At 66.9% G+C, this 23,916-nt stretch carries 21 protein-coding genes and 1 pseudogene; 5 read left to right on the top strand and 17 right to left on the bottom strand.

Translation table 11 applies throughout. From position 1 onward, the window contains the following. Positions 1-134 precede the first annotated feature (134 nt). Positions 135-878 (bottom strand): outer membrane lipoprotein-sorting protein, encoded by a 744-nt coding sequence (locus ToN1_RS01395; protein ID WP_169207252.1) that lies wholly within the window; start codon positions 876-878, stop codon positions 135-137. 43 nt (positions 879-921) lie between these two features. After that, positions 922-2,073 carry an ABC transporter permease gene (locus ToN1_RS01390; RefSeq protein WP_210147962.1) on the bottom strand — a complete coding sequence of 384 codons (1,152 nt, stop codon included), beginning with the start codon at positions 2,071-2,073 and terminating at the stop codon, positions 922-924. 194 nt (positions 2,074-2,267) lie between these two features. Here ToN1_RS01390 and ToN1_RS01385 point away from each other — a divergent pair, with 194 nt between their 5' ends. Beyond that, the gene (locus ToN1_RS01385; protein WP_169207253.1) at positions 2,268-2,663 is read left to right on the top strand and encodes a hypothetical protein; all 396 of its coding nucleotides are present in this window, start codon (positions 2,268-2,270) and stop codon (positions 2,661-2,663) included. Positions 2,664-2,675: 12 nt separating this feature from the next. On the opposite strand, the gene fba is transcribed toward ToN1_RS01385, so the two are convergent. From fba to ToN1_RS01340, 9 genes are all read right to left on the bottom strand, one after another. Continuing rightward, positions 2,676-3,719 (bottom strand): class II fructose-bisphosphate aldolase, encoded by a 1,044-nt coding sequence (gene fba / locus ToN1_RS01380; RefSeq protein ID WP_169207254.1) that lies wholly within the window; start codon positions 3,717-3,719, stop codon positions 2,676-2,678. Between the two features lie 12 nt (positions 3,720-3,731). Continuing rightward, positions 3,732-5,018, bottom strand: a complete 1,287-nt coding sequence (locus ToN1_RS01375; protein ID WP_169207255.1) for a phosphoglycerate kinase — start codon at positions 5,016-5,018, stop codon at positions 3,732-3,734. Position 5,019: 1 nt separating this feature from the next. Continuing rightward, positions 5,020-6,030, bottom strand: a complete 1,011-nt coding sequence (gene gap / locus ToN1_RS01370; protein WP_169207256.1) for a type I glyceraldehyde-3-phosphate dehydrogenase — start codon at positions 6,028-6,030, stop codon at positions 5,020-5,022. Between the two features lie 94 nt (positions 6,031-6,124). Further along, positions 6,125-8,176: a transketolase gene (gene tkt / locus ToN1_RS01365; protein ID WP_169207285.1), complete on the bottom strand. Its 2,052-nt coding sequence runs from the start codon at positions 8,174-8,176 to the stop codon at positions 6,125-6,127. Between the two features lie 101 nt (positions 8,177-8,277). Continuing rightward, on the bottom strand, positions 8,278-9,153 hold the full coding sequence (locus ToN1_RS01360; RefSeq protein ID WP_169207257.1) for a phosphoribulokinase: 876 nt from the start codon (positions 9,151-9,153) through the stop codon (positions 8,278-8,280). A gap of 25 nt (positions 9,154-9,178) precedes the next feature. Beyond that, on the bottom strand, positions 9,179-10,252 hold the full coding sequence (locus tag ToN1_RS01355; protein ID WP_169207258.1) for a class 1 fructose-bisphosphatase: 1,074 nt from the start codon (positions 10,250-10,252) through the stop codon (positions 9,179-9,181). 18 nt (positions 10,253-10,270) lie between these two features. Further along, entirely contained in the window at positions 10,271-11,260 is a 990-nt protein-coding gene (gene cbbX, locus ToN1_RS01350) for a CbbX protein (protein ID WP_244860933.1), read from the bottom strand. An 81-nt stretch (positions 11,261-11,341) separates the two neighbouring features. Next, complete coding sequence (locus tag ToN1_RS01345) at positions 11,342-11,767, bottom strand: ribulose bisphosphate carboxylase small subunit (protein ID WP_169207259.1); 426 nt, start codon at positions 11,765-11,767, stop codon at positions 11,342-11,344. Between the two features lie 24 nt (positions 11,768-11,791). After that, positions 11,792-13,258, bottom strand: coding sequence for a form I ribulose bisphosphate carboxylase large subunit (locus ToN1_RS01340; protein WP_169207260.1), 1,467 nt, complete (start codon positions 13,256-13,258; stop codon positions 11,792-11,794). A 109-nt stretch (positions 13,259-13,367) separates the two neighbouring features. Here ToN1_RS01340 and ToN1_RS01335 point away from each other — a divergent pair, with 109 nt between their 5' ends. Beyond that, complete coding sequence (locus tag ToN1_RS01335; protein ID WP_169207261.1) at positions 13,368-14,288, top strand: LysR family transcriptional regulator; 921 nt, start codon at positions 13,368-13,370, stop codon at positions 14,286-14,288. Between the two features lie 164 nt (positions 14,289-14,452). On the opposite strand, the pseudogene ToN1_RS24650 reads toward ToN1_RS01335, so the two are convergent. The 4 genes and pseudogenes from ToN1_RS24650 to ToN1_RS01315 all read right to left on the bottom strand — a co-directional run bounded on the left by ToN1_RS24650 (position 14,453) and on the right by ToN1_RS01315 (position 18,044). After that, positions 14,453-15,345: pseudogene (locus ToN1_RS24650) on the bottom strand (sigma 54-interacting transcriptional regulator). Then, positions 15,305-16,108 (bottom strand): molecular chaperone TorD family protein, encoded by an 804-nt coding sequence (locus ToN1_RS01325; RefSeq protein WP_169207262.1) that lies wholly within the window; start codon positions 16,106-16,108, stop codon positions 15,305-15,307. The pseudogene ToN1_RS24650 and the gene ToN1_RS01325 overlap by 41 nt, the downstream one beginning before the upstream one ends. Before the next feature lie 54 nt (positions 16,109-16,162). Continuing rightward, positions 16,163-16,759, bottom strand: coding sequence for an NrfD/PsrC family molybdoenzyme membrane anchor subunit (locus tag ToN1_RS01320; RefSeq protein WP_169207263.1), 597 nt, complete (start codon positions 16,757-16,759; stop codon positions 16,163-16,165). A 379-nt stretch (positions 16,760-17,138) separates the two neighbouring features. Further along, complete coding sequence (locus ToN1_RS01315; protein WP_169207264.1) at positions 17,139-18,044, bottom strand: LysR family transcriptional regulator; 906 nt, start codon at positions 18,042-18,044, stop codon at positions 17,139-17,141. Positions 18,045-18,251: 207 nt separating this feature from the next. On the opposite strand from ToN1_RS01315, the gene ToN1_RS01310 reads away from it, so the two are divergent. Continuing rightward, on the top strand, positions 18,252-19,118 hold the full coding sequence (locus ToN1_RS01310; protein WP_244860932.1) for a pirin family protein: 867 nt from the start codon (positions 18,252-18,254) through the stop codon (positions 19,116-19,118). Between the two features lie 112 nt (positions 19,119-19,230). Continuing rightward, on the top strand, positions 19,231-19,857 hold the full coding sequence (ycaC, locus tag ToN1_RS01305; protein ID WP_169207266.1) for an isochorismate family cysteine hydrolase YcaC: 627 nt from the start codon (positions 19,231-19,233) through the stop codon (positions 19,855-19,857). Positions 19,858-20,247: 390 nt separating this feature from the next. On the opposite strand, the gene ToN1_RS01300 is transcribed toward ycaC, so the two are convergent. Continuing rightward, positions 20,248-21,114 (bottom strand): PA4780 family RIO1-like protein kinase, encoded by an 867-nt coding sequence (locus tag ToN1_RS01300; protein ID WP_169207267.1) that lies wholly within the window; start codon positions 21,112-21,114, stop codon positions 20,248-20,250. 121 nt (positions 21,115-21,235) lie between these two features. On the opposite strand from ToN1_RS01300, the gene ToN1_RS01295 reads away from it, so the two are divergent. Next, a complete protein-coding gene (locus tag ToN1_RS01295; RefSeq protein WP_169207268.1) occupies positions 21,236-21,739 on the top strand; it encodes a hypothetical protein in 504 nt (167 codons plus the stop codon). Between the two features lie 20 nt (positions 21,740-21,759). Here the strand turns inward: ToN1_RS01295 and ToN1_RS01290 are convergent, their stop codons facing one another. After that, positions 21,760-23,694 (bottom strand): ABC-F family ATP-binding cassette domain-containing protein, encoded by a 1,935-nt coding sequence (locus ToN1_RS01290; protein WP_169207269.1) that lies wholly within the window; start codon positions 23,692-23,694, stop codon positions 21,760-21,762. Positions 23,695-23,916 lie beyond the last annotated feature (222 nt).

Below are 23,916 nucleotides of genomic sequence, written 5' to 3'. Positions count from 1 at the left end.
GCATACCATTGAGCTCGAAGGCCTTCTTCTCGAACTGCTCGACGTCGAAACGGTAGATTTCATCGGCCACCGCGGGTGCGGCGAGGAGTGTGGCCGCCCAGCAAGCGAGCCCTCCCGCGTGCAGGCGTGGCATCCTAACGAAGCTCCATCGCGCGCGGCAGGTAGTCGAGGGTGAAAACTTCATCGGGGAACGCCCGTGCCTTGATGCTGCCGTAGATCATCACGGACTTGTAGCCCTTGTAGAGCGGGCTGTCGATCTCCATTACCGCGGGGCGGCGCACGCCGTTGCCAAAGTCCTTCACGTCCTTGAAGTGGAGCGTCTTGATGAGCAGCCCGCTCGCCGCAAACGCCTCGATCCGGGTGGGGATCCGGGTCTCGCGATCGACCCGCATCCGGAGGCGGTCGTAGGCAACCGCCGCGGTGCGCGCCTTGAGTTCGGGCACATAGGCGTCGGGCTCCTCGGCGAGCTGCTCGACCCGGTACTCCGCGCTGTAGTCGAGGTTCATGATGTCGGCGTTGTTGAACACGCCGCCCACCACCGACTGCAGGCTGGTGATGCGGATCGGTTTGCCCACGCCGGGGATGTAGAGCCACATGTTGTCGCCGAGCCGCAGCGTCGCTCGCCCCTTTTCGCTCGGGGGATCGAGAAAGAGCGCGATCATCTTGTCCAGGCCCTTCTTGGCGGTGAACAGGACGTATTCCTTCTTCTTCCCGTCGGGCTCGATGTTGATCAGCTTGCGGTACATCTCGTAGGACTGGGGGTTGAGATTGCGATCCACCTGGCGCAGCAACTCGGCGCCGTCGAGCGCGTGGGCGCTGCCCGCCACGGCCCACGCCGCCGCCGCAATACTCAGCCATTTTGCGAGTCGATGCTTCATGATGCGCGCCTCCCGAGAAGATTCAACGGACAGCAGCGCGCAGTCAGACATGGCGCAAGGCCGTGATGGGATCCATGCGTGCGGCCTTCCATGCCGGCTGCAGGCTGGCGACAACCGCCACGACAAGCACGATGCCCCCGATCAAGAGCACGTCGCCGGCGGCGATGGCAGGAGCCAGGACGAACTGCTCGCGGCCGAAGGCGACCGTCACCGGCCACAGCAGGTTGAGGGCGAGGATCAGCGCCAGGCTGAGCGCGGCCCCGACCAAGGTGCCGACGAGCCCGAGCAGCGCACCGTCGGAAACGAACAGCGCGAGGATGCGCCCGGGCGGCGTGCCGATGGCTGCGATGGTGCCGATCTCGCGGATGCGTTCGTCCACCGCCATCATCATCACGTTCATCACCGAGATCAGCACAATGCCGACCAGCATGACGCGGATGAAGAGGTCAAGCAGGTCGATCATGCGCGCGATGTTGGAGAAGGGCGACAGCGCCTCCCAGCTGTGCACCTCGAGGGCCGGCTGGCCCTGCAGATTGCGTAGCTCCGCGAACGCCTGCTCGAGCCGCGCCTGCACCCGCGCCACGTGCGCCAGGCCGGCCAGGCGCACGGTGATCTCGCCCACCTCGGGCTCGGCCATGCGCAGGAGCTCGCGTGCGTCGTCCATGTGCAGGTAGCCGTCGCGCCCGCCGGGCCCGGTCGCCGAGGCGAGCACACCCTGCACCTCGAAGGTCTTGCCGTTCACCGAGCCGTCGATGTTGGTGGCGACGAGCACGACCGTGTCGCCGACCTTGACCTTCATGCCCCTGGCCAGCAGCTCGGGGATGAGGAGCTTGCCCGGATCCACCAGCTCGTTGGCCATGGAGCCATCGATCAGGCGCCCAGCGAGCTTCGGCATGGCCACCGCCTCACGCTGCGGCAGCACGCCGTTCAGGCGGATACTGGTCGTCTCGGTGAAGTTGCTGAACATGGCACCGAACTTGACCCGCGGCGACCAGGCGACGACGTCCTCCATGCCTTCCAGCGCCTTCTCGATCTTCGCCACCTGCGCGGGTTTCAGGTTGAGGTTGAGCGGCAGGTTGTCGATCGAGGCGACGTAGCCCCGGCGGTGCACCTGCACGTGTCCGATCATCGAATCGGTGATCTGGCCGATCACCGCCCCCTTGAAGGCGCCGGACACCGCGATGAACAGCAGCACCGCGATATCGCTTCGGCATCAGTGGCGCCTCATTTGACGGGTATCGTGCAGCTTCCACATTGCCTCGTGCCTCACGTCATCTTCATGGCTCCGGGCGTGCGGGACCGCGGGCGAGACAAGATGTGGGGCGTATTCCTTTCACCTGAGCCGAGCGTCATCTAGATTGAGAGGGAAAGTGTCACAGGGAGACTGACATGGATGCGATCAGACAGATTCTGACGAGCTTCAGGAGCACCCTGCCGGACGACAGCCGGACCGCCGCGGCGATCGACCGCGGCGCGGGACCGGAGGAAGTCTCCGCCTGCGCGACCGAGGAGGGCTTGCATGCGCTGGCCGGCGCACTGTTCGAGGCTTGCGAGGAGCATCTCGACACCGCGGCCGAGGCGCCCTCGCAGGGTTCGGTGCTCGACACGCTTGCCGAGCGGCTGCGTGAATTCCGCCAGCAGCTTCCGGCCGGCAGCGCCACTGCACGGGCCATCGACCGAGGCGCACGCTTGGAGGAGATCTCCGAGGCCGCGCATCAGGAGGGGCTCACTTCGCTCGCGAGCCTGCTGATGGAAGCCGAACGCGAGGCGGGGGGTACGGGCTGAACGCCTGCGGGTTCAGCCCGTGGCGTAGCGGCGGGCCAGCCGGTCGAGCGGAAGCGGCTTGATGCGGCTCGCCTGCCCGGCGGTGCCGAAGGCCTGGAAGCGCGCCTCGCAGATCCCGGCGGCAGCGTCGCGTGCGACCTTGAAGAATTTGCGCGGGTCGAATTCGCCGGGCGCGGTGACGCCCAGGCGCCGGATTGCACCGCTCATGGCGAGGCGCAGATCGGTGTCGATGTTGACCTTGCGCACGCCGTTGCGGATGCCTTCGACGATCGCCTCGACGGGTACGCCGTAGGTCTCGCCGATCTCGCCGCCATACTCCCGGAAGATCGCCAGCCACTCCTGGGGCACGCTCGACGAGCCGTGCATCACCAGATGCGTGTCGGGGATGCGGCGGTGGATCGCGGCGATGCGCTCGATGGCGAGGATGTCGCCGGTGGGCGGGCGGGTGAACTTGTAGGCGCCGTGGCTGGTGCCGATCGCGACCGCCAGCGCATCGACGCCGGTCGCGGCGACGAAGTCGGCGGCTTCGGTCGGGTCGGTGAGGAGGTGCGCATGATCGAGGATCCCGGCGGCGCCGACGCCGTCCTCCTCGCCGGCCTGCCCCGTTTCGAGCGAGCCGAGACAGCCCAGTTCGCCTTCGACCGACACGCCCACCGCGTGCGCCATCTCCACGACGCGGCGGGTGACATCAACGTTGTAGTCGTAGCTCGCGGGCGTCTTCATGTCCGCGCGCAGGGAGCCGTCCATCATTACGCTGGTGAAGCCGGAACGGATCGACTGCTGACAGACGGCCGGACTCGCGCCGTGGTCTTGGTGCAGGCAGATCGGGATGTCCGGCCACTGCTCGGCGGCGGCCTCGACCATCTTGCGCAGGAAGGTCTCGCCGGCGTAACTGCGAGCGCCGGCCGAGGCCTGCAGGATCACCGGGCTGTCGGTGCGCTCGGCGGCCGTCATGATGGCCTGGATCTGCTCCATGTTGTTGATGTTGAAGGCGGGTACGCCGTAGTCGTGCTCGGCGGCGTGGTCCAGCAACTGCCTGAGTGCAATCATTGCCATCGCGGGCCCTCCTTATTTGACGAATTCGGGTTCGGGTTTCGGCACTGCAGCCGGCGCGATGCGGCGGCTTGCAAGCCGGGCGCGTGCGTGCAGCGCGGTCACCGCGGGCAGTTCGCCACCCTCGAGGAACTCGAGGAAGGCGCCGCCGCCGGTGGAGATGTAGTCGATGCGTTGCGTGACGCCGAAGGCTGCGATCGCCGCCAGCGTGTCGCCGCCGCCGGCAAGCGTGAACGCGGGGCTTGCGGCGATGGCCTCGGCCAGCTCCCGGGTGCCGGCGGCGAATGCGGCGAATTCGAACACGCCGAGCGGGCCGTTCCACACCACGGTGCCGGCATGGGCGAGTTCGGCCGCCAGGCTGCGCTGTGCGCGCGGGCCGATGTCCAGGATCATCTCGCCAGGGCGTACGTCACCGGCGTCGCGCACGACGCCGGGTTCGTCGGGGGCGAAGCGGCTTGCGGTCACTACATCCTCGGGCAGCCACAGGCGTGCCCCGCGGGCGGCGAGTTTGCGCGTCACGACGTGGGCGGCGTCGAGCAGGTCCGGTTCGTGGAGCGACGCGCCGACCGGGAGTCCCTCGGCGGCGAGGAAGGTGTTGGCGATGCCGCCGCCGACCACCAGGGCGTCGACCTGCTCGGCGAGGTGCTCCAGGATCGTGAGCTTGGTCGACACCTTGGCGCCGCCGACGATCGCCACCAGCGGGCGGCGGGGCGCCGCCAGCGCACGGCCGAGGGCGTCGAGTTCCGCGGCGAGGAGCGGCCCCGCGCAGGCGACCGGCGCGGCGAGCGCCAGTGCGTGCAAGGTGCACTCCTTGCGATGCGCGGCGCCGAAGGCTTCATTCACGTAGACGTCGATCCAGCGCGCGATGCGGGCGGCGAGCGCGGGGTCGTCGGCCTTCTCGCCGGGGTTGCCGCGGCAGTTTTCGAGCAGCACGAATTCGCCGGGGGCGAGCGCAAAGCGGCCATCGACCCAGTCGGAAATGAGCGGCACCGGCCGGCCGAGGAGGCCTGCGAGACAGCGTGCGATGGAGGCAAGGCTGTCGGCGGGCGTGAGCGCGCCTTCCTGCGGTCGCCCGAGGTGGGAAGTCACCATCACGGCGGCGCCGGCGTCGAGGCAGCGGCGGATGCCGGGTAGCGTCGCGCGGATGCGCGTATCGTCGGCGACACGCCCGTCGGGCGTGAGCGGCACGTCGTCGAGTCTCAGCAGGGAAGTCTCGGGTTCCCGCCGGGCCGCCCCAAGGGAAACCGCCGCCCCCTCGGGGGGCAGCGAGTGGAGTGAGCGTGGGGGCTGTTCCTGTGCCATCTCAGTTGGCCTCCATCATCGCGACCGCGGTGTCGAGCATGCGGTTGGAGAAGCCCCATTCGTTGTCGTACCACGCGGTGATCTTCACGAGGTCGTGATCGACCTTGGTCAGCGTCAGGTCGCAGATGCTCGAATGCGGGTTGTGATTGAAGTCGCAGGAGACCAGCGGCAGTTCATTGATCGCGAGGATGCCCTTCAGCGCACCGCGCGCCGCCTCGCGGACGAGGTCGTTGACCTCGTCGCGGGTGGTCTCGCGCGAGGCGATGAAGGTGAAGTCGGTGAAGGAGACATTGGGCGTGGGTACGCGCATCGCGAAACCGTCGAGGCGCCCGGCGAGCTCGGGCAGCACCAGGCCGACCGCGGCGGCGGCGCCGGTGCGGGTGGGGATCAGCGATTGCGTGGCGCTCCTCGCCCGGCGCAGGTCCTCGTGATAGACGTCGATCAGCACCTGGTCGTTGGTGTAGGAATGCACCGTGGTCATCAGCCCGCGCACGATGCCGAGCGGCCGGTGCAGCGCGGCCACCAGCGGTGCGAGGCAGTTGGTGGTGCAGCTCGCGTTCGACACCACGCGGTGCTCGTGGCGCAGGCTGCGGTGGTTCACGCCGTAGACGATGGTCGCGTCGACGTCGGAGCCGCCGGGGGCGGAGATCAGCACCTTGCGGGCGCCAGCGTCGAGGTGCGCGTGGGCCGCGGCCTTGGTCGTAAAGCGGCCGGTGCATTCCAGCACGAGATCGACGCCCAGCTCCTGCCACGGCAGCCGCGCCGGGTCGCGCTCGGCGGTGACGCGGATGCGGTCGCCGTCGAACACCAGATCCGGGCCGGCGACTTCGACCGGGCGGGGGAAGGAGCCGTGCACGCTGTCGTAGCGCGTCAGGTGGGCATTGGTGTCGGGGCTTCCGAGGTCATTGATGGCGACGATGCGCAGGGGGTGGCGGCAGCCGCCTTCGTAATGCGCACGCAGGATGTTGCGGCCGATGCGGCCGTAGCCGTTGATGGCGACGCGGATGCTCACGGGGGTCTCCTCGATGGTGTGGCGAATGCGACGGGCGTGGCTGGACCGTGCCCGGCGCAGCGCGCGGGGCACGGAGCGGTGCGACGGGTGTGGTTCAGCGGGCGATCAGGCGCCGCGCAGCGTCGGCGACCCGTTCGGGCGTCAGGCCGAGGAAGGCTGTGAGCGCGCCGGCGGGTGCCGACTCGCCGAAGCGATCGATCCCGACCACGTCGCCGCGCGCGAGGCAGTCGCAGCCGGTGACGTATTTCCACCAGCCGTCGGGGTGGGCGGCTTCGACTGCGACACGCGGGATGGCCGGCGGGAGTACCGTGTCGCGCCACTCGGCGGCTTGCGCATCGAAGCGCTGCGTGCAGGGCATCGAGACGACGCGGGCACCGATGCCGTCGACGGCGAGTTGCGCGCGGGCAGCCTGCGCGAGCGGGACTTCGGACCCGGTCGCGATCAGCACGACCGCTGGCTTGCCGTCCTCCGCCTCGGCGAGCACGTAGCCGCCACGCGCGATCGCCGCGAGCTGTTCGGCACTGCGTTGCTGGTTGGGCAGGTTCTGGCGTGACAGCGCGAGGAGGCTCGGCCCGTCGACGCGCATGACCGCAGCGTTCCATGCGGCCTGCGTTTCCGCAGCGTCGCACGGACGCCACACGTCGAGGCCCGGGATCAGGCGCAGCGAGGGCAGGTGCTCGACCGGCTGGTGCGTGGGGCCGTCCTCGCCGAGGCCGATCGAGTCGTGGGTCATCACGTGCACGACCCGCAGCTTCATCAGCGCACTCATGCGGATGGCGTTGCGGGCGTAGTCGGAGAACGCCAGGAAGGTCGCGCCGAAGGGCAGGAGGCCACCATGCAGGGCAATGCCGTTCAGTGCCGCGGCCATGCCGAACTCGCGCACGCCCCAGTTGATGTGCCGCCCCCCGGTGTCGGCGCGCGCGGCGCCGCAGGCCGGCCAGTCGGTGAGGTTGGAGTGGGTGAGGTCGGCCGAGCCGCCGAGCAGCTCGGGCAGCGCTCGGGCGAGCCGTCCGATGGCCTGCTGGCTGGCCTTGCGCGTGGCGAGCTCGAGGCCGGCATTCTGCACGCCGCGCAGCAGGGCGTCGGCGAGGATGGGAAAGCCGACCGGCAGCCCGCCGGCCATGCGCCGGAGGAACTCGTCGGCCGCTTCGGGCCAGCGTGCGCGGTAGGCGGCGAAGCGCTGCGTCCACTCGGCGTGCGCGGCGGCGCCGGTCTCGCGGGCGTCGAACGCGGCCCGTAGCTCGGGCGGGATGTCGAAGGGCGCATGCGGCCATCCCAGCGCCGCACGGGTCGCCGCCGCCTCGTCCTTGCCGAGCGGGGCGCCGTGGGCGGCGGCGGTGCCGGCGCGCGCGGGACTGCCCTGGCCGATGGTGGTGCGGCAACAGATCAGGGTCGGGCCCATGTCGTTCTCGGCGTTCGCGAGGGCTTCGCGGATCGCGCGTTCGACGGCCTCGACGTCGTGCCCGTCGATGCGCTCGATGACGTTCCAGCCGTAGGCGCGGAAACGTGCCGGTGTGTCGTCGGTGAACCAGCCGGTGACGTCGCCGTCGATCGAGATGCGGTTGTCGTCCCACAACGCGATGAGCTTGGAAAGCCGTTGCCCGCCGGCGAAGGAAGCGGCCTCGTGGCTCACGCCTTCCATCAGGCATCCGTCGCCGAGGAAGACCCAGGTGCGGTGGTCGACGATAGCCTGCTCCGGGCGGTTGAACTCGCGCGCGAGTTGTCGCTCGGCGAAGGCCATGCCGACCGCGTTGGCGAAACCCTGGCCGAGCGGGCCGGTGGTGGTCTCGACGCCGGGCGTGAGGCCGTGTTCGGGGTGGCCGGGGGTCTTCGAGTGGAGCTGGCGGAAGCGCTTGAGTTCGTCGAGCGGCAGGTCGTAGCCGGTGAGATGCAGAAGCGCATAGAGCAGCATCGAGCCGTGGCCGTTCGAGAGCACGAAGCGGTCGCGGTCGGGCCAGTTCGGGGCCGCCGGGTCGTGCCGCAGGTGGCGGCGCCACAGCGCGACCGCGATCTCCGCCATGCCCATGGGCATGCCGGGGTGGCCGGAGTTGGCCTGCTCGACGGCGTCGATCGCGAGAAAACGCAGTGCGTGGGCGCATTGCCGGTCGAGCGCGGTCGAATCGAGGGCCGGCGATTCGAGTCTCATGTTCACGGGCGGATCTCCAGATAAGGTCGGTCGGATTGAGCAGATCAGGGCGATTGGCGGCGGCACCGTCGCTCCTCCCCTTGAAGGGGAGGGAGCAGGCTTCACAGCACCTTTTTGCGGCGCTCGATGAGGCGCCAGATGAAGGGAGTGAAGATCAGTTGCATCGCCAGTTCCATCTTTCCGCCGGGCACGACGATGGTGTTGGCGCGGCTCATGAAGCTTCCGTGGATCATGTTCTGCAGGTAGGGGAAGTCGATGCCCTTGGGGTTGGCGAAGCGGATCACGACCATGCTCTCGTCGGCGGTGGGCACGGCCCGCGCGATGAAGGGGTTGGAAGTGTCCACCATCGGCACGCGTTGGAAATTCACGTGGGTGCGCGCGAACTGCGGGGTGATGTAATGCACGTAGTCGTGCATGCGGCGCAGGATGGTGTCGGTGACGGCTTCGGTCGAGTAGCCGCGCGTGCTCTTGTCGCGGTGCAGCTTCTGGATCCATTCGAGATTGACCACTGGCACGACGCCGATTAGCAGATCGGGGTGCTTCGCGACGTCGACGGCTTCGGTCACGACCGCACCGTGCAGGCCTTCGTAGAACAGCAGGTCACTGCCGGCCGGAATCTCCTCCCACGCCGTGAAGGTGCCCGGCGGCTGGCGGTAGGGCTCGGCCTCCTCGGCGCTGTGCAGGTACTTGCGGCGCAGCCCGCGCCCCGTTTCGGCGTAGCTGCGAAAGAGTTCTTCGAGTTCCGCGAACAGGTTGGCCTCCTCGCCGAAGTGGCTGAAGTGGTTGTTCGGAACCCCTTCGAGTTCGGCCAGGCGCTTGCGCATTTCGGCGCGGTCGAAGGCATGGAAGCTGTCGCCCTCGACGACCGCGGCGCTGACCCCCTCGCGCCGGAAAATTTCCTCGAAGGTGCGCTGCACGGTGCTGGTGCCGGCCCCGGATGAACCGGTGATGGCGACGATGGGATGGCGTTCGGACATGTCGTCCCCCTGTGGCGATGAGAAATCAGTTCTGCCGGAACAGGCTGCGCGTGTGGAACAAGGGCGGCTCGCCGGGATCGGACGGGGCCGGCTCGCGGTGGTAGCGCTCGATGCGCGCGACCTCCTCGCGCGAGCCGAAGACGAAGCCGATGCGCTGGTGCAGGCGCTCGGGCTGCACCTCCAGCACCGGTCGTTCGCCGGTCGAGGCCCGCCCGCCGGCCTGTTCGACGATCATCCCGATCGGATTGCATTCGTAGAGCAGGCGCAGCCGGCCGGGCTTGGCGGGATCCTTGCGGTCGCGCGGGTAGAGGAACACGCCGCCACGCATCAGGATGCGGTGCGTCTCGGCCACCAGCGAGGCGATCCAGCGCATGTTGAAGTCGGCATCGCGCGGCCCGCTGCGCCCGGCAAGGCACTCGTCGACATAGCGACGCACCGGTGGCTCCCAGAAACGGGCGTTCGACGCATTGATCGCGAACTCGCGCGTCCGCTCCGGAATGCGCAGTTCCGGATGGGTCAGGAAGAACTCGCCGAGGATCGGGTCGAAGGTGAAGCCCGCAACGCCGTTGCCGACCGTCAGCACCAGCATGGTCGAGGGGCCGTAGATCGCGTAGCCGGCCGCGACCTGCTCGGTGCCCGGCTGCAGAAAGTCCTCGGGTTGGGCGTCGGTGCCCGGCAGCGGTGCGCGCAGGATCGAAAAGATCGAGCCGACTGCGACATTCACGTCGATGTTGGAGGAGCCGTCGAGCGGATCGAACACCAGCAGGTACTTGCCACGCGCGCCGCCCGGGGGCAACGCGATCGGTGCGTCGTTCTCCTCGGAAACCATGCCGGCGAGCTCGCCGCCCCAGTGGGTTGCGCGCAGGAAGATGCGGTCGGCCAGCACGTCCAGCGTTTTCTGCGTCTCACCCTGCACGTTCTCGCTGTCGAGCGAGCCGAGCACGCCGCCCAGCGCGCCGTGTGCGACCGCGCGCGAGATGGCCTTGCAGGCCTGCGCGAGCTGCAGGATCAGCGCGTTGAATTCGCCGGTCGCTCCGGGATGGCGGCGGCGCTGCGCGATGAGGTATTCGGTGAGGGTGGTGCGTTCGATGTCGAACATGGCGGACTCCCGTGGCGATCAGTAGTCGATGCGGTCCGCGGCGCGCTCGGGGTCGAGCTCGTCGGCAGGGGCCAGGTCGGGGGTGTTGGCGGTCCGTGCGGGGGTGTGGAAATGGCTGCTCGCACGGACGTCGGCCTCAGTGAGGGTGGTGAGCGCTGCCGCGTCGACCGTGGCGCCGGCCTCGAACAGGCGCAGGGCCTGGCGTAGCCGCATGCGGTCGAGGGCGTTGCGCACGCTGCGCGCATTGGCGAAGTGCGGCTTGGCGCGACGCCGCGCGATGTATTCGTCGAAGGCGTGTCGCGCGCCGACGTCGAAGCGGTAGTTCCACTGCGCGAGCAGCTTCTCGGCGATATCCGCGAGCTCGCCGTTGGTGTAATCGGGGAAGTCGATGTGGTGCGCAATGCGCGACTTCAGCCCCGGGTTCGACTCGAAGAAGCGCTCCATGCGGTCCGCGTAGCCGGCGAGCACGACCACGAGGTCGTCGCGCTGGTTCTCCATCACCTGCAGCAGGATCTCGATCGCCTCCTGGCCGTAGTCCTTCTCGTTCTCGGGCCGGTACAGGTAGTAGGCTTCGTCGATGAACAACACGCCGCCCATCGCGCGCTTGAGCACTTCCTTCGTCTTCGGTGCGGTGTGGCCGATGTACTGGCCGACGAGATCGTCGCGCGTCACCGCGACGACGTGGCCGCGCCGCACATAGCCGAGGCACTGCAGGATCTGGGCGATGCGCAGTGCGACGGTGGTCTTGCCGGTGCCGGGGTTGCCGGTGAAGCTCATGTGCAGCGACGGCGGCTCGGTCGCGAGGCCGATCCTGCGCCGCGCGCGGTCGACCAGCAGCAAGGCGGCGATCTCGCGCACACGGCGCTTCACGGGCACGAGCCCGACCAGCTCGCGGTCGAGGCCGTCGAGCACCTCGGCGACGCCCGCCTCGCGGTACTCGGCGGCGAGGTCCACCGTTTCCGGCATGTTCTCTGGTAGGTCCGGGGCCTGCCGGTCGACGGCGTTCATCGTGCGTGTCTCCTCGCGTGGACTCGGGGTTCCTGGGGCGGGGGCGCGGCGCGCCGTCGATGCGGCGCGTTCCTGCGTGGTTCAGGCGGTGTAGCGCTGGCCCTCCGGCGCGCGCGCGACGGCGTAGCTCTCGAGCGTGTAGCGCACGACGCGGCCCTCGCCTTCCTGGCGCACGAGGCGGAAACCGGGTTCGACGGGCGGGCGATTGACGATGAAGGACATGCGCACCGTCTCCCACCCGTGCGTCGAGTCGAAGGCGTTGATGCGGATGTACTCGCCGCCGTGCACCGCGCGGCATTCGGAGAGCTCGCCCATCACGCCCGCGGCGTCGCGCAGGTCGAACATCGGGTGGCCCCACATCGCCCAGTAGGTGTTGCGCGGGTGCGGGTCGTCGGTGTATTCGACGCTCACCGCCCACCCCTGGGCGAGGCAGTAGTCGATCTGCGCGGCGATCTGGCGGTCGCTGAGGTCGGGCAGGAAGGAAAAGGCGCCTTGGGTGATTCTCATGTCTTGTCTCCGGGGATGGGGGGCTCAGACGCTGCTCGCCGTGGGCACGAAGTCCGAGGTGTCGGTCGAGGTGTAGTTGAAGCTGACCTCGCCCCAGGTATCGAGCGCCGCGCGCAGCGGCGTGCAGTTGCGCGCGGCGTCCTTTAGGATGTCCGGGCCCTCGACTGCGATGTCGCGGCCTTCGTTGCGCGCCAGCACCATCGATTCGAGCGCCACGCGGTTGGCGGTGGCGCCGGCGGCGATGCCCATCGGGTGGCCGATGGTGCCGCCGCCGAACTGCAGCACGACGTCGTCGCCGAACAGGTCGAGCAGCTGGTGCATCTGGCCGGCGTGGATCCCGCCCGAGGCGACCGGCATCACGCGGCGCAGGCTGGCCCAGTCCTGCTCGAAGAACAGCCCGCGCGGCAGGTCGATGTCGCTCTTCATCTCGCGGCACACCTTGTAGTAGCCCTGCACCGTCATCGGATCGCCTTCGAGCTTGCCGACCGCGGTGCCGGCGTGCAGGTGATCAACCCCGGCCAACCGCAGCCACTTCGCGATCACGCGGAAGGACACCCCGTGGCTCTTCTGTCGCGTGTAGGTGCCGTGGCCGGCGCGGTGCATGTGCAGGATCATGTCGTTGTCGCGGCACCAGTTGCTCATCGACTGGATCGCGGTCCAGCCGATGATCAGGTCGACCATCACGATGGTCGAGCCGAGGGCCTTGGCGAATTCGGCGCGCTTGTACATCTCCTCCATCGTCCCGGCGGTGACGTTGAGGTAATGGCCCTTGGCCTCGCCGCTGTCGGCCGCCGCGTGATTGACGCCCTCCATGCAGTAAAGGAAGCGGTCGCGCCAGTGCATGAAGGGCTGCGAGTTGATGTTCTCGTCGTCCTTGGTGAAATCCAGCCCGCCTCGCAGCGCCTCGAACACGACGCGGCCGTAGTTCTTGCCGGAGAGGCCCAGTTTGGGCTTGATCGTCGCGCCCAGCAGCGGCCGGCCGAAGCAGTTCAGGCGTTCGCGTTCGACCACAATGCCGGTCGGCGGGCCGCGGAAAGTCTTCACGTAGGCCACCGGCAGGCGCATGTCTTCCAGGCGCGCGGCCTTGATCGGCTTGAAGCTGAACACGTTGCCGATGATCGACGCGGTGAGGTTGGCGACCGAGCCTTCCTCGAAGAGGTCGAGTTCGTAGGCGATGTAGCAGAAATACTGCCCCGGCTGCCCCGGCACCGGGTCGATGCGGTAGGCCTTGGCGCGGTAGCGGTCGCAGGCAGTGAGGCGATCGGTCCACACCACGGTCCAGGTCGCGGTCGAGGATTCGCCGGCCACGGCCGCCGCCGCCTCGATCGGATCGACACCGTCCTGCGGCGTGATCCGGAACACCGCGAGCACGTCCGTTTCCTTCGGTTCGTAGTCCGCATCCCAGTAGCCCATCTGGGCATACTTCAACACCCCGGCTCGGTAACGCTGCCTGGGGTCGGCGATCACTTCGACGCTGTCGTTGGCACCCATCGTCCTGTCTCCTCACGCGGCTCAAATCCCTTGTCGTGAGATGGACAATATGGCCATGCAGTAATAAGCTCAAATCGAATAATCTCCCGATTTGAGATAAGGAAAGCTGATGAGGCTCGCGCAACGACTGACACTGCGCCAGCTGCGCGCGCTGGTGGCGGTGGCCGACTCCGGAAGCTTCACGTCGGCTGCGCACCTGTTGCATGTGACGCAGCCCGCGGTGTCCATGCAGTTGAAGGAACTAGAGGAGATCATCGGCGAGGTGCTCGTCGATGGCCGGCGACAGGTGTTCCTCACCGCCGCCGGTGAGATCCTGGTACGCCAGGCCCGTGCGGTGCTCGACGCGCTGGAACTGGCCGAAGTGCAGTTGAAGGCGCAGCGCGACGTGCCCGCCGGCACCATAGAGGTCGCCGCGATCACGACCGCGGAGTACTTCGTCCCCTATCTGCTGGCCGAATTCGGGCAGCGCTTCCCTGACGTCGGCTTCCGTCTCACGGTGGCAAACCGCGAGACGGTTCATCGCATGCTACGCGAGCAGCGCGCCGATATCGCGATCACCGGCGAGCCACCGAGCGGACTGCCGCTGCGCCGCATCCCGTTCGCGCCGCATCCGCTGTCCTTCGTCGCCGCGCCCGATCACCCGCTCGCCGGGCGCCCACGCGTGACGCCCAGCGCGCTTGCCGGCGAGCGCCTGCTATTGCGCGAGCAGGGCTCGGGCACGCGCGCCAACCTCGAACGCTTCCTGCGCGCGCACGGCGTGCGTGCCGTGCGTGCCGACGAGATGGGCAGCAACGAGACGCTAAAGCAGGCTGCGATGGCCGGCATGGGTATCGCCTTCCTGTCGCACCAATGTTTCGCGATGGAACTCGCCGCCGGACGCCTGGTGCGCCTCAACGTGATCGGAACGCCCGTGATGCGCGAGTGGAACGTGCTGGTGCACGAGGGCCGCCCGCCGACCCCCGCGCTGGTGGCGCTGCTGGACTATTTTCAGGATGAGGGGGCGGAGCGGTTGCGGGCGTTGACCGCCTGAACAAACCGCATTGCGGGGATCTCGACTCCCCTCTCGAAGACCCGACGAGCTCAATGTTCGGCGCGAGGTGCGGGACATGTTCATGTCGATCACTTGAGGTTGATCGAGCCTGACCAGGAAGTCGGCCGCGGAATGCGCCAAGATCGCATGGACGCTACGGCTCGTCATGCGCTTGTATTCCAAGTCGGCGCATCTTCTCCCAGAGTGTCTTCCGGGCGCTCCCGCAAGGGCGGAATGCGCAGATGTATGACGTGAATGCGGTAATAGAGGTCTTCCCGGAACGTTCCGGCATCTACCATCGCTTTCAGGTCCTGATGCGTGGCACACACGAGACGCAAATCCACCTCGACGGAGACTTCGGCCCCGAGTCTGCGCAATTTCCGCTCCTGCAGCACTCGCAACAGCTTTACCTGCGTGTGCGGCGGCATCTCGCCGGTCTCGTCCAGCAACAGGGTGCCCCCTGGGCCTGCTCGAAATATCCGCGCTTCGCCTTCACCGCGCCGGTAAACGCCCCGCGCTCGTAGCTGAACAGCTCGGCTTCGAACAAGGTTTCGGGTATAGCGGCGCAATTGACCGCGACAAACGGTGCCGACTTGTCGGTCGCATAACGGTGAAACAACTGCGCAACGTGTTCCTTGCCGACGCCGGACTCGCCCGTGATGAGCAATGCGGTAGCATGGTGCGCAAGTCGTGGCAGGGATTCCGCAAGGCGCCGCGCGCGTCGTCGTCGGTGACGCTGCGCACGCTGACTGCGGCGTGGTCGAGCGACTCGCGGCCCGTTTCGGATCCGAGCGGATCGACATATCCGTGCCGGCGCGGCGCATCGAGGTGTGTCAGCCACGCGTGCTCGATGCGGACACGAGCTTCGACGCGCGCCCGGAGCAACCGCCCAAGGTGCTGCTTGCACTGTCGAAGCAGCGCTGCGACCGTCATTGTGTCTCGCAGTCGCCCGCGCAGACGTGCCCGGTTTGCCGCGAATTGGGCGACGTGCGGCGAACAGATGGTCGGCGACGCGTTCAGCCGCAGACCGATCTCTTCGTCCAGCCGCGTGCGGCATCGCGGCAATCGGGGCACAGGTCGAGGTGTGCCACGGGCAGATCCTGCCGCAGCAGGGCCGCTTCGATCACTGCGAGCTCCTTCTCGGTGGCGATCGGGGCGCCGCAGCGGCCGCACCGCCGCCAGCCGTCGCCGATCGGTCTCTGGCGGTACTTCGCACGGCGTTCGGCCATCGTCGCCGGGACCGGATGTGTGGCGCGCAAGGCCGTCTGCAGCAGCGCCAGCACTGTCCGGTAGGGGGATTCACGGATCTCGCCATCCTCGTCGGCTGCGAAACGCTCCTCCAGGCGGGGCAGGGTTGGTAGCAGGAAAGCATGGGCAAAGTCCGCCGCACGGGGCACGTCGCCCGCATCCTCGATGATCGCCAGCAATTCCAGCACGCAGCCGAGATGGTCCGCCTGCTCGGGAAAATCCGCGCAGCGGACGACACCATACGCCAGCATCCAGTGCTGAAGGGACTCGAAGGCGGCACCGCCCGGCAGGCCGTCCAGGTAGAGGCCAAGATTCAGCGGCACGCGGATGGGCGGCGACAGGAAGCACCGGCTGTAGTGTACGAGCAGGGCCTGGCTATCGGCGAAGCGACCGAAGCCCTTCGTCAGCAAGTCGAGTGCTGCCGCCACGTCGGCGTCGATGGCGTCCGGCAACAAGGCGACGAGGCTTTCCGGCAGAGCGTCGCGCAGCGCCGGCAGCAGGGCCGGATCACGGGGCAGCATGAGGGCGCGGGCCAAGGTGATCCAAAGCTCCGCGCGAACATCGTCATTCATTGCAGATCCGAAAAAATTGCGGTCCGGCGTGATCTGCCAGGCCGCGGTTGACGTTCACTCTGCAGCCAGTCGCGGCTCCAGCTGAGGTTCCAGGGCCGCCGACGCGGGTACCGCATGGAGCCGGAACAGACGCTCGCCGAGGGCATAACCGGAGAGCGCGATGCCGAAGCCCAGCATCAGCATGGCCCATTCGGTCGCCGAGGGCGTGTACGTGATCAGGCTGTTAGTCCATTGCCCCTTGAACATTGGCACCAACTGGCCGCCGATGATGAACTCGTAGCGGTTGATCAACATCGCCGCGAGCACCAGGACCGCTGACAGAAGCTGCCAGGACATGCTGCGCTGCGTGGCGGGGTTGAGCAAGATGATGAAGGGGAGCACGAGACCGACGGCGACCTCGGCCAGGAACGCCGGCTGACGTACCAGCGCGCCGAAACCTTCAAGGCCGTCGAGGTTGCTCCACAGACCGGTCCAGAAGCGGGTGAGGATCATCAGCAGGGCAATGCCGATCAGGGTGGCGAAGACCTTGGGCAGCTCGGCGCCCTCGGCCAGTCCGCGCAGGGTGGCGGGCATCGATGCGCGGCGAAACCCGTAGGCCATGTAGGTGGTGAGCACGATCATCGCCGCCCCGGACAAGGCCGCCGTGAGCATGAAGTAGATCGAGGTGAAGGATCCGACCCTTATGGAAATCTTTCCATAAGGGTCGGATCCGGCTGTAGGGCGAACTTCGAAGCGGACGTAGAGACCGATTTTCGGACCTACGACAGCTGACCGACCCGTTGCTGCCCGTGGCCGCGACAGAGACCATCGGCAGCTCAGGCCGCCAAGCAGCTTTCCGGCTTCTTCAACTCTTAGAAGCCCTAACAGAATGCTCAGCGTCACCACTCGCACTCCCACCTTTCACGCGGAGTGGCACTTCTGAGCGCCGAAGTGCGTGCGCAGATCCGCCGTGCAGCAGCCGGTGCGCGCGCCCGGCCGCGCTGCGCTCTGGCGATGTCCTGCAAACATGCCCAGCGATCCCCTTTTCCCTTCAGTCTTCGTCGAGCGCGGCGAAGCTCGCGGCGAGGTGGTCGATAAGCGCCCTGACCGAGGGCAGCAATCCCCTGCGCGACGGATACACTACGTGGATGATCTCCCGGCGGGGAGCCCAGTCGGGCAGCACGCGCACGAGCGTGCCGTGCGCCAACTCGTCGCAAACCATCAACGTGGGCAGTTGCACGACGCCGACGCCGGCCAGCGCGGCCCGGCGCAGCGCGACCATGTCGCTGGTGATCAGCCGCGGTTGATGACGAATTTCCGCACGAGCGCCTTGGGGGCCGAAGAGGGTCCAGATGTGCTCGTCCTGCGGCGGCCCCAGGGACAGACTTGGGAAGTCCGCCAGATCGGCGGGGCCGACCGGTCTGTCGCGCGCTGCGAGCAGGCCGGGGCCGGCAACCAGACACTGGCCGCGATCGGAAAGCACGCGCAGCACGAGCTCGCTGTCGGGCAACGGCGGTGGCCGCACACGGATGGCGAGATCGATACCTTCGCTGACCGGCGATACGGGCCGGTTGGTCGCCTCCAGATGAACCGTGACCTGTGGATTGTCCGCCATGAACACCGCGAGCATGCGGCCGACATGAGTGTGCAGGATTGCTATAGGGCAGCTCAAGCGGACGACGCCGCGAGGCTCCGCACGGCTCATCTCGATCGCCGCCCGTGCCGCTTCGGCCTCGACCAGCATGGCGCGGCAGTGCTCATAGTAGGTACGGCCGACCTCGGTGATCGAGAACTGCCGCGTAGAGCGTTGGATCAGGCGCACGCCCAAGCGCTCCTCCAGCAGCGCAATACGGCGGCTGAGTTTCGATTTCGGCAATCCCAGCGCGCGGCCGGCGGCAGTGAAGCCACCGTGTTCGACGACGTGAGCGTAGAAGTAGAGGTCGTTAAGGTCATCCATGGCCCGATCGATTCCTCACAGTTGGGATGGCATGATTGTTCCAAAAATAGGACAGTTAATGCAATTTTTACTGTCTTTTACTTCAATTGATGCTTCCATATAGTGACTCCATCGCGTCCCGCAACACATTCCGAGGAGATCACGATGAAACGAGTATTGGGGCTCTATGCCGCACCGCGCGCCCATTGGGTCGGGGACGGTTTTCCGGTGCGCTCGCTGTTCAATTACCAAAGTCACGGCAAGCAGCTGAGCCCCTTCCTGTTGCTCGATTACGCCGGTCCCGCCCGATTCGATGCGACCGAACGCGCGCGAGGCGTGGGTCAGCATCCGCATCGCGGCTTCGAGACGGTGACCATCGTCTACAAGGGCGAAGTCGCGCATCGCGATTCGACCGGCGAGGGCGGCGTGATCGGACCGGGCGACGTGCAGTGGATGACGGCGGGGGCAGGCATCCTGCACGAGGAGTATCACGGCGAAGCATTTTCGCGCAGCGGCGGCGAGCTCGAAATGGTGCAGTTGTGGGTGAACCTGCCGTCCCGCTCAAAGATGAGCGCGCCGAGCTATCAGGCGATCCTGGATGATCAGATTCCGGTGGTCGATCTTGCCGCTGGTGCGGGCTCCGCGCGGATTATCGCCGGCGAGTTCGAAGGTCGACGCGGCCCGGCGAGAACGTTCACGCCGCTGAACGTTTGGGACCTGCGCATCAGCGAGGGCCGTGCGGTCGAGCTGCCCGTGCCTGCGGGATGGACGGCGGCGCTGGTCGTGCTGCGTGGCTCGGTGCTCGTCAATGGCAGCGCGGTCGTGCGCGCAGCACAGATGGCGGTGCTAGACAGGACCGGCGTCGATGCATTCGTCGAAGCGAACACAGACGCGGTGTTGTTGCTGCTGAGCGGCGAGCCCATAGACGAACCGATTGTCGGGCACGGCCCCTTCGTGATGAATGACGAGTCGGAGATCGCTCAGGCTGTCGCCGACTTCAACGCGGACCGCTTCGGCGTGATTTCGCGCCCGACCGACGTGCAAGATGTCCCGGATGCGAGGGGCAACCCAAGCGCTGCGGAAACGCGGTGCTGACGAATCGGCGCGTGGCGACCTCGCCGCGCGCCAACCCGTGCCGCCCCCTCTTGCCGATCATTGCGGCCGGAGCGGGGCGGTCGATTCCCCTGAGAGAGAAAGGAGCATAAATATGAGCACCCCCTATGTACGCCTCGACAAGAACGACGCGGCGGTCTTGCTGGTCGACCACCAGGCCGGCCTGCTGTCTCTGGTGCGCGACATCGAACCCGACAAGTTCAAGAACAACGTGCTGGCGCTGGCCGATCTGGCGAAGTACTTCCGCTTGCCGACGATCCTGACCACGAGTTTCGAGGACGGCCCCAACGGCCCGCTCGTGCCCGAGCTCAAGGAAACGTTCCCGGAGGCGCCCTACATCGCCCGGCCCGGCCAGATCAACGCCTGGGACAACGCCGACTTCGTGCAGGCGGTGAAGGCCACCGGCAAGAAGCAGCTGATCATCGCCGGCGTGGTGACGGAAGTCTGCGTCGCGTTTCCCGCGCTGTCGGCCATGGAGGAGGGCTATGAGGTCTTTGTGGTGACCGATGCGTCCGGCACCTTCAACGACGTGACGCGTCACTCCGCCTGGGACCGCATGTCGGCCGCCGGTGCGCAGTTGATGACCTGGTTCGGGGTCGCCTGCGAGTTGCACCGTGACTGGCGCAACGACATCGAGGGGTTGGGCGCGTTGTTCTCGAACCATATCCCGGACTATCGCAACCTGATCACCAGTTACAACACACTCAAGGCCTCGAAGTAAGAATCGGCGCCGCATCGCGTGCGGTACGGGCCACCGTCAGGTGGTAAGTGCCGCACGTTCTGCAAAAACGCGTGCCTGTAACCGAAACGAGAGTTTGATGACAGTGCCGCCAGCCGCGGTCACGCCTCCGAAACGCGACAAGCAGTACCTGCTGACGCAGTCGGTGATTTTTCCGCTCACCCTCCTCGTCCCGTGGCTGGATAATCCAGCCTCCGACCAATTTGCATCGCAATTCCGGTGGCCGCCGCACTCAGTGTGCCGCCGTTAGACAGCTAAAATGACGCACAGCCGCTTTGGCAGAGAAATTGCCGCTTTGCCCGGTGCTGGCATCATGACCCCGTCCCCGTTTCGGTGCCGGTCGGGAGTGGAAAAATCCGGAGCGCCGTCAATTCAAAACGGGCCAGATGACGCATCGTCGCCCGCCATGCGCGCGCGCCGTGCGGCATCCTCGACCCTCGCCGCTTCGATGACCTGCATCACTTCATCGAGGTCCGCGGGCTTCTCGTCACGCTTGAAATGCCCGGTCAATTCGCTGTCGGGCTGCAGCGCACCGGACTCGTAGAGCGACCAGATTTCCTTGCCGTAATCGGTCACCAGAAGCTCGGGCGCGAATTGGCCGAAATAGGCGGCGAGGTTGTCGACGTCCCGCTCCAGCATGCGGCTGGCGTTGTTGTTGGCCGCCGCGTCGATGGCCTGGGGCAGGTCGATGATCACCGGCCCGTCCGCATCGACCAGGATGTTGTATTCCGACAGATCGCCGTGAACGATGCCGGCACACAGCATGCGCACCACCTGCCGCACGAGAAACGCGTGATGCCGCCGCGCGTCGTCTTCGCTCATCACGATGTCGTTGAGCCGCGGCGCCGGTTCCCCGTGCGCATCGGCCACCAGTTCCATCAGCAGCACGCCCTCGTGGAAATTGTACGGCGTCGGCACGCGCACGCCGGCCGCGGCGAGTCGATACAGCGCATCGACTTCGGCGCTCTGCCAGGCGGCCTCCTGCTCCTGCCGCCCATAGCGCGAACCCTTTGCCATCGCGCGCGCCTGCCGGCTGTTCTTCACCTTGCGGCCTTCGGTGTAGTCGACCGCCTGGCGGAAGGCGCGCTTGTTGGCCTCCTTGTAGACCTTCGCGCAACGCACTTCGTCGCCGCACTCGACAACGAAGACCATCGCCTCCTTGCCGCTCATCAACTGACGCGTGACGCGGTCGACGAGGCCGTCGGTCACCAGCGGCTCGATTCTGCTTGGCGTTCTCATGTCTTCAATCTGCTCCAGTGCGGCTTCGACTTCGCACACCCGCCACAGTGCGGGCGAAACTGGTCAGGTTACACCCTTGCTGCGTCCAACCGCGATTCGCGTCGTAACGTAAAATCCGTCCATGACCTCGAATGCAATGAATGAAGCCCCGGTGGAAGACGCTGCGGCTCAGGTAAAAGAGCCCCGCCTGTGGTGCGACGACGGCTGGACGGCCCGCGTCATCAAGAACATCGACGATGAGGGTTGGGCGGTCGAAATGATCAAGGATGGCGAGCCGGAGCCCGCGCTGGTCGGGCCCTGGACCATGGGGCGTGACAAGAAAAATCCCAAGCCCCTCGACGCCGCTGCCTTCAATACACTGGTCAAGACCGCCTCGGAAGTCCTGCGCCGCCACGAGCAACAGCTGCATGCAACGCTTCACAAAAAGCTCACCTTGAACACCGAGTTCGGCCCGGTCATCGTCACACTCGACATCGTTCCCGACGAATATGACCCCCACGCCTTGCTGGGCGCCTACGACGCTGCGGGCGAAGAACTCGCGCGGTTGCGCGTGGATGCGGGGTTCAAGCTGACGATGGCGAGCGCGAATGCGTGGCTCGAGGACGATTTCCGCAAGCCCCGCTGATCAGTGCGAAGGTAGGGAGGTCAACCCCCGCTTGCCGCTTCGATCTCCTCCGAAAGCTGCAGCCAGCTGTCCTCATGGGCGTTCAGGGTTTCTTCGATTTGCTGCAGCTCTTTTCCCAGTTCGGCAATTTGCTGCACCGATGGTGAGCCGGCGAGCCGGGCTTCGGTGGCGTGCTTGCGCGCCTGGACTTCCAGGATCGTCTGCTCCAGCTTGCCCAAGTCGCGTTTGAGGTTCTTGAGCTTCTCGGGGCTGATGCGGTTGACGGCAACCGGCGCAGGCACTGGCTCGTGCTTCGGGCTCTTGAGCGAGGCTTTAAGCTCTTCGCGGGCGCGGCGGGCTTCGTCGAGCAGGTATTGCTGGTAATCGTCGAGGTCGCCGTCAAAGGGTTCGACGCCGCCGCGGGCCACCAGCCAGAACTCGTCGCACACCGAGCGCAGCAAGGCCCGATCGTGGGAGACCAGCATCACCGTGCCCTCGAATTCGTTGAGCGCCATCGCCAGGGCTTCACGGGTGGCGAGATCGAGGTGGTTGGTCGGTTCGTCCAGCAGCAGCAGGTTGGGGCGCTGCCACACGAGCATGCACAGCACGAGGCGAGCCTTTTCGCCGCCGCTCATGGTGCCGACCGGCTGCTGCACCATGTCGCCGCTGAAGTTGAAGGTGCCCAGGAAAGTGCGCAGATCCTGCTCGCGACCGCTCTGGCCCGCCGGCAGGCCTTCGCGGGCCATGCGCACCATGTGTTCGAGCGGATTGTCCTCGGGGCGCAGCACGTCCAGTTCCTGCTGCGCGAAATAGCCGATGCGCAGCCCCTTGCCTTCGGTGACGACGCCGCTGGTCGGGGCGAGGTCGCGGGCGATGGTCTTCACCAGCGTGGATTTGCCGCGGCCGTTGGCGCCGAGGATGCCGATACGTTCGCCCGCCATCACGGATTTGTTCACACCCCGCACGATCACCGTCGGCGGCGTTCCGGTCGGGGAGCCTTCCGGCGCCGGATAGCCGAAGCACGCGTCTTCCATCGCCAGCATCGGGTTGGGCAGGTTCTGCGGTTCCTTGAACTCGAAGGTGAAGTCGGCGCTCGCGAGCACGGGCGCGAGCTTGTCCATGCGATCCAGCGCCTTGACCCGGCTCTGGGCCTGCTTGGCCTTGCTGGCCTTGGCCTTGAAGCGGGCGATGAATTTCTGCAGGTGGGCGATCTTGTCCTGCTGCTTGGCGTAGGCGTTCTGCTGCAACTCCAGCTGCAGGGCGCGGGTGTCCTCGAAAGTGGAGTAGTTGCCGCCGTAGCGCGTCAGCTTGTGGTTGTCGATGTGCACCGTGACGTCGGTGATGGCGTCGAGGAATTCGCGGTCGTGGCTGATGACGACCAGGGTGCCCGCGTAGCGCTTGAGCCACGCTTCGAGCCAGACCAGCGCGTCGAGGTCGAGGTGGTTGGTCGGTTCGTCGAGGAGCAGCAGGTCGGACGGGCACATCAGTGCGCGCGCCAGTTGCAGGCGCATGCGCCAGCCACCGGAGAAGCTGTTCACCGGGTTGCACAGTTCGGTGGTCTTGAAGCCGAGCCCGAGGATCAACGCCTGGGAACGGGCCTGCGCGTCGTGCGCGCCTGCGTCGTGCAGCGCCATGTAAGCGTAGGCCATGCGTTCGCCGTCGTCGCTGGCCTCGGCGGCCGCCACTTCCTGCTGCGCGGCGAGCAGGGCCGTATCGCCCTCGATCACGAAGTCGGTGGCAGACTGACTGGTTTCCGGCATGTCCTGCGCGACCTGCGCCATGCGCCAGGCCGCGGGCATGTGAAAGTCGCCTGCGTCTTCATGCAGCGTACCGTTGAGCAGGCCGAACAGCGAGGATTTACCGGCCCCGTTGCGCCCGACCAGGCCGACCTTCTCGCCGGGATTGAGCGTGACGGAGGTGCTGTCGAGCAGCACCTTGGCGCCGCGGCGGAGGGTGACGTCCTTGAGGGTGATCATGGGAATGAGGCTCCGGTATGGGATTCCAGTTGCGGGCGGATAGGGAAAGGAACGCGCACGCGGAACCGCACTGCGGAGTTCGACCGAATCGGGAAGGTCGCAAGGATACGTCCTTTGGGGTCATCCGAAGCGCGATTTAGCGAGTGATCAGGTTCGGGGATAACACCGGCACCGAGTTGGCCGGCGAGACACGGGAGTTCGACGGGCCGGGCGTGCCCACGT

This window comes from Aromatoleum petrolei (genome assembly GCF_017894385.1).
GTDB classification, from domain to species: Bacteria; Pseudomonadota; Gammaproteobacteria; order Burkholderiales; family Rhodocyclaceae; genus Aromatoleum; species Aromatoleum petrolei.
The sequence above is the reverse complement of the archived record's forward strand: the minus strand, read 5'-3'. Positions and strand labels throughout refer to the sequence as shown.

Coding starts and splice junctions, on each gene's coding strand:
- ToN1_RS01395 (WP_169207252.1), bottom strand. CDS start 878: ATGAAGCATCGACTCGCAAAATGGCTGAGTATTGCGGCGGCGGCGTGG.
- ToN1_RS01385 (WP_169207253.1), top strand. CDS start 2,268: ATGGATGCGATCAGACAGATTCTGACGAGCTTCAGGAGCACCCTGCCG.
- fba (WP_169207254.1), bottom strand. CDS start 3,719: ATGGCAATGATTGCACTCAGGCAGTTGCTGGACCACGCCGCCGAGCAC.
- ToN1_RS01375 (WP_169207255.1), bottom strand. CDS start 5,018: ATGGCACAGGAACAGCCCCCACGCTCACTCCACTCGCTGCCCCCCGAG.
- tkt (WP_169207285.1), bottom strand. CDS start 8,176: ATGAGACTCGAATCGCCGGCCCTCGATTCGACCGCGCTCGACCGGCAA.
- ToN1_RS01360 (WP_169207257.1), bottom strand. CDS start 9,153: ATGTCCGAACGCCATCCCATCGTCGCCATCACCGGTTCATCCGGGGCC.
- ToN1_RS01355 (WP_169207258.1), bottom strand. CDS start 10,252: ATGTTCGACATCGAACGCACCACCCTCACCGAATACCTCATCGCGCAG.
- cbbX (WP_244860933.1), bottom strand. CDS start 11,260: ATGAACGCCGTCGACCGGCAGGCCCCGGACCTACCAGAGAACATGCCG.
- ToN1_RS01345 (WP_169207259.1), bottom strand. CDS start 11,767: ATGAGAATCACCCAAGGCGCCTTTTCCTTCCTGCCCGACCTCAGCGAC.
- ToN1_RS01340 (WP_169207260.1), bottom strand. CDS start 13,258: ATGGGTGCCAACGACAGCGTCGAAGTGATCGCCGACCCCAGGCAGCGT.
- ToN1_RS01335 (WP_169207261.1), top strand. CDS start 13,368: ATGAGGCTCGCGCAACGACTGACACTGCGCCAGCTGCGCGCGCTGGTG.
- ToN1_RS01325 (WP_169207262.1), bottom strand. CDS start 16,108: ATGAATGACGATGTTCGCGCGGAGCTTTGGATCACCTTGGCCCGCGCC.
- ToN1_RS01320 (WP_169207263.1), bottom strand. CDS start 16,759: ATGCTCACGGCGGCCTTGTCCGGGGCGGCGATGATCGTGCTCACCACC.
- ToN1_RS01315 (WP_169207264.1), bottom strand. CDS start 18,044: ATGGATGACCTTAACGACCTCTACTTCTACGCTCACGTCGTCGAACAC.
- ycaC (WP_169207266.1), top strand. CDS start 19,231: ATGAGCACCCCCTATGTACGCCTCGACAAGAACGACGCGGCGGTCTTG.
- ToN1_RS01300 (WP_169207267.1), bottom strand. CDS start 21,114: ATGAGAACGCCAAGCAGAATCGAGCCGCTGGTGACCGACGGCCTCGTC.
- ToN1_RS01295 (WP_169207268.1), top strand. CDS start 21,236: ATGACCTCGAATGCAATGAATGAAGCCCCGGTGGAAGACGCTGCGGCT.
- ToN1_RS01290 (WP_169207269.1), bottom strand. CDS start 23,694: ATGATCACCCTCAAGGACGTCACCCTCCGCCGCGGCGCCAAGGTGCTG.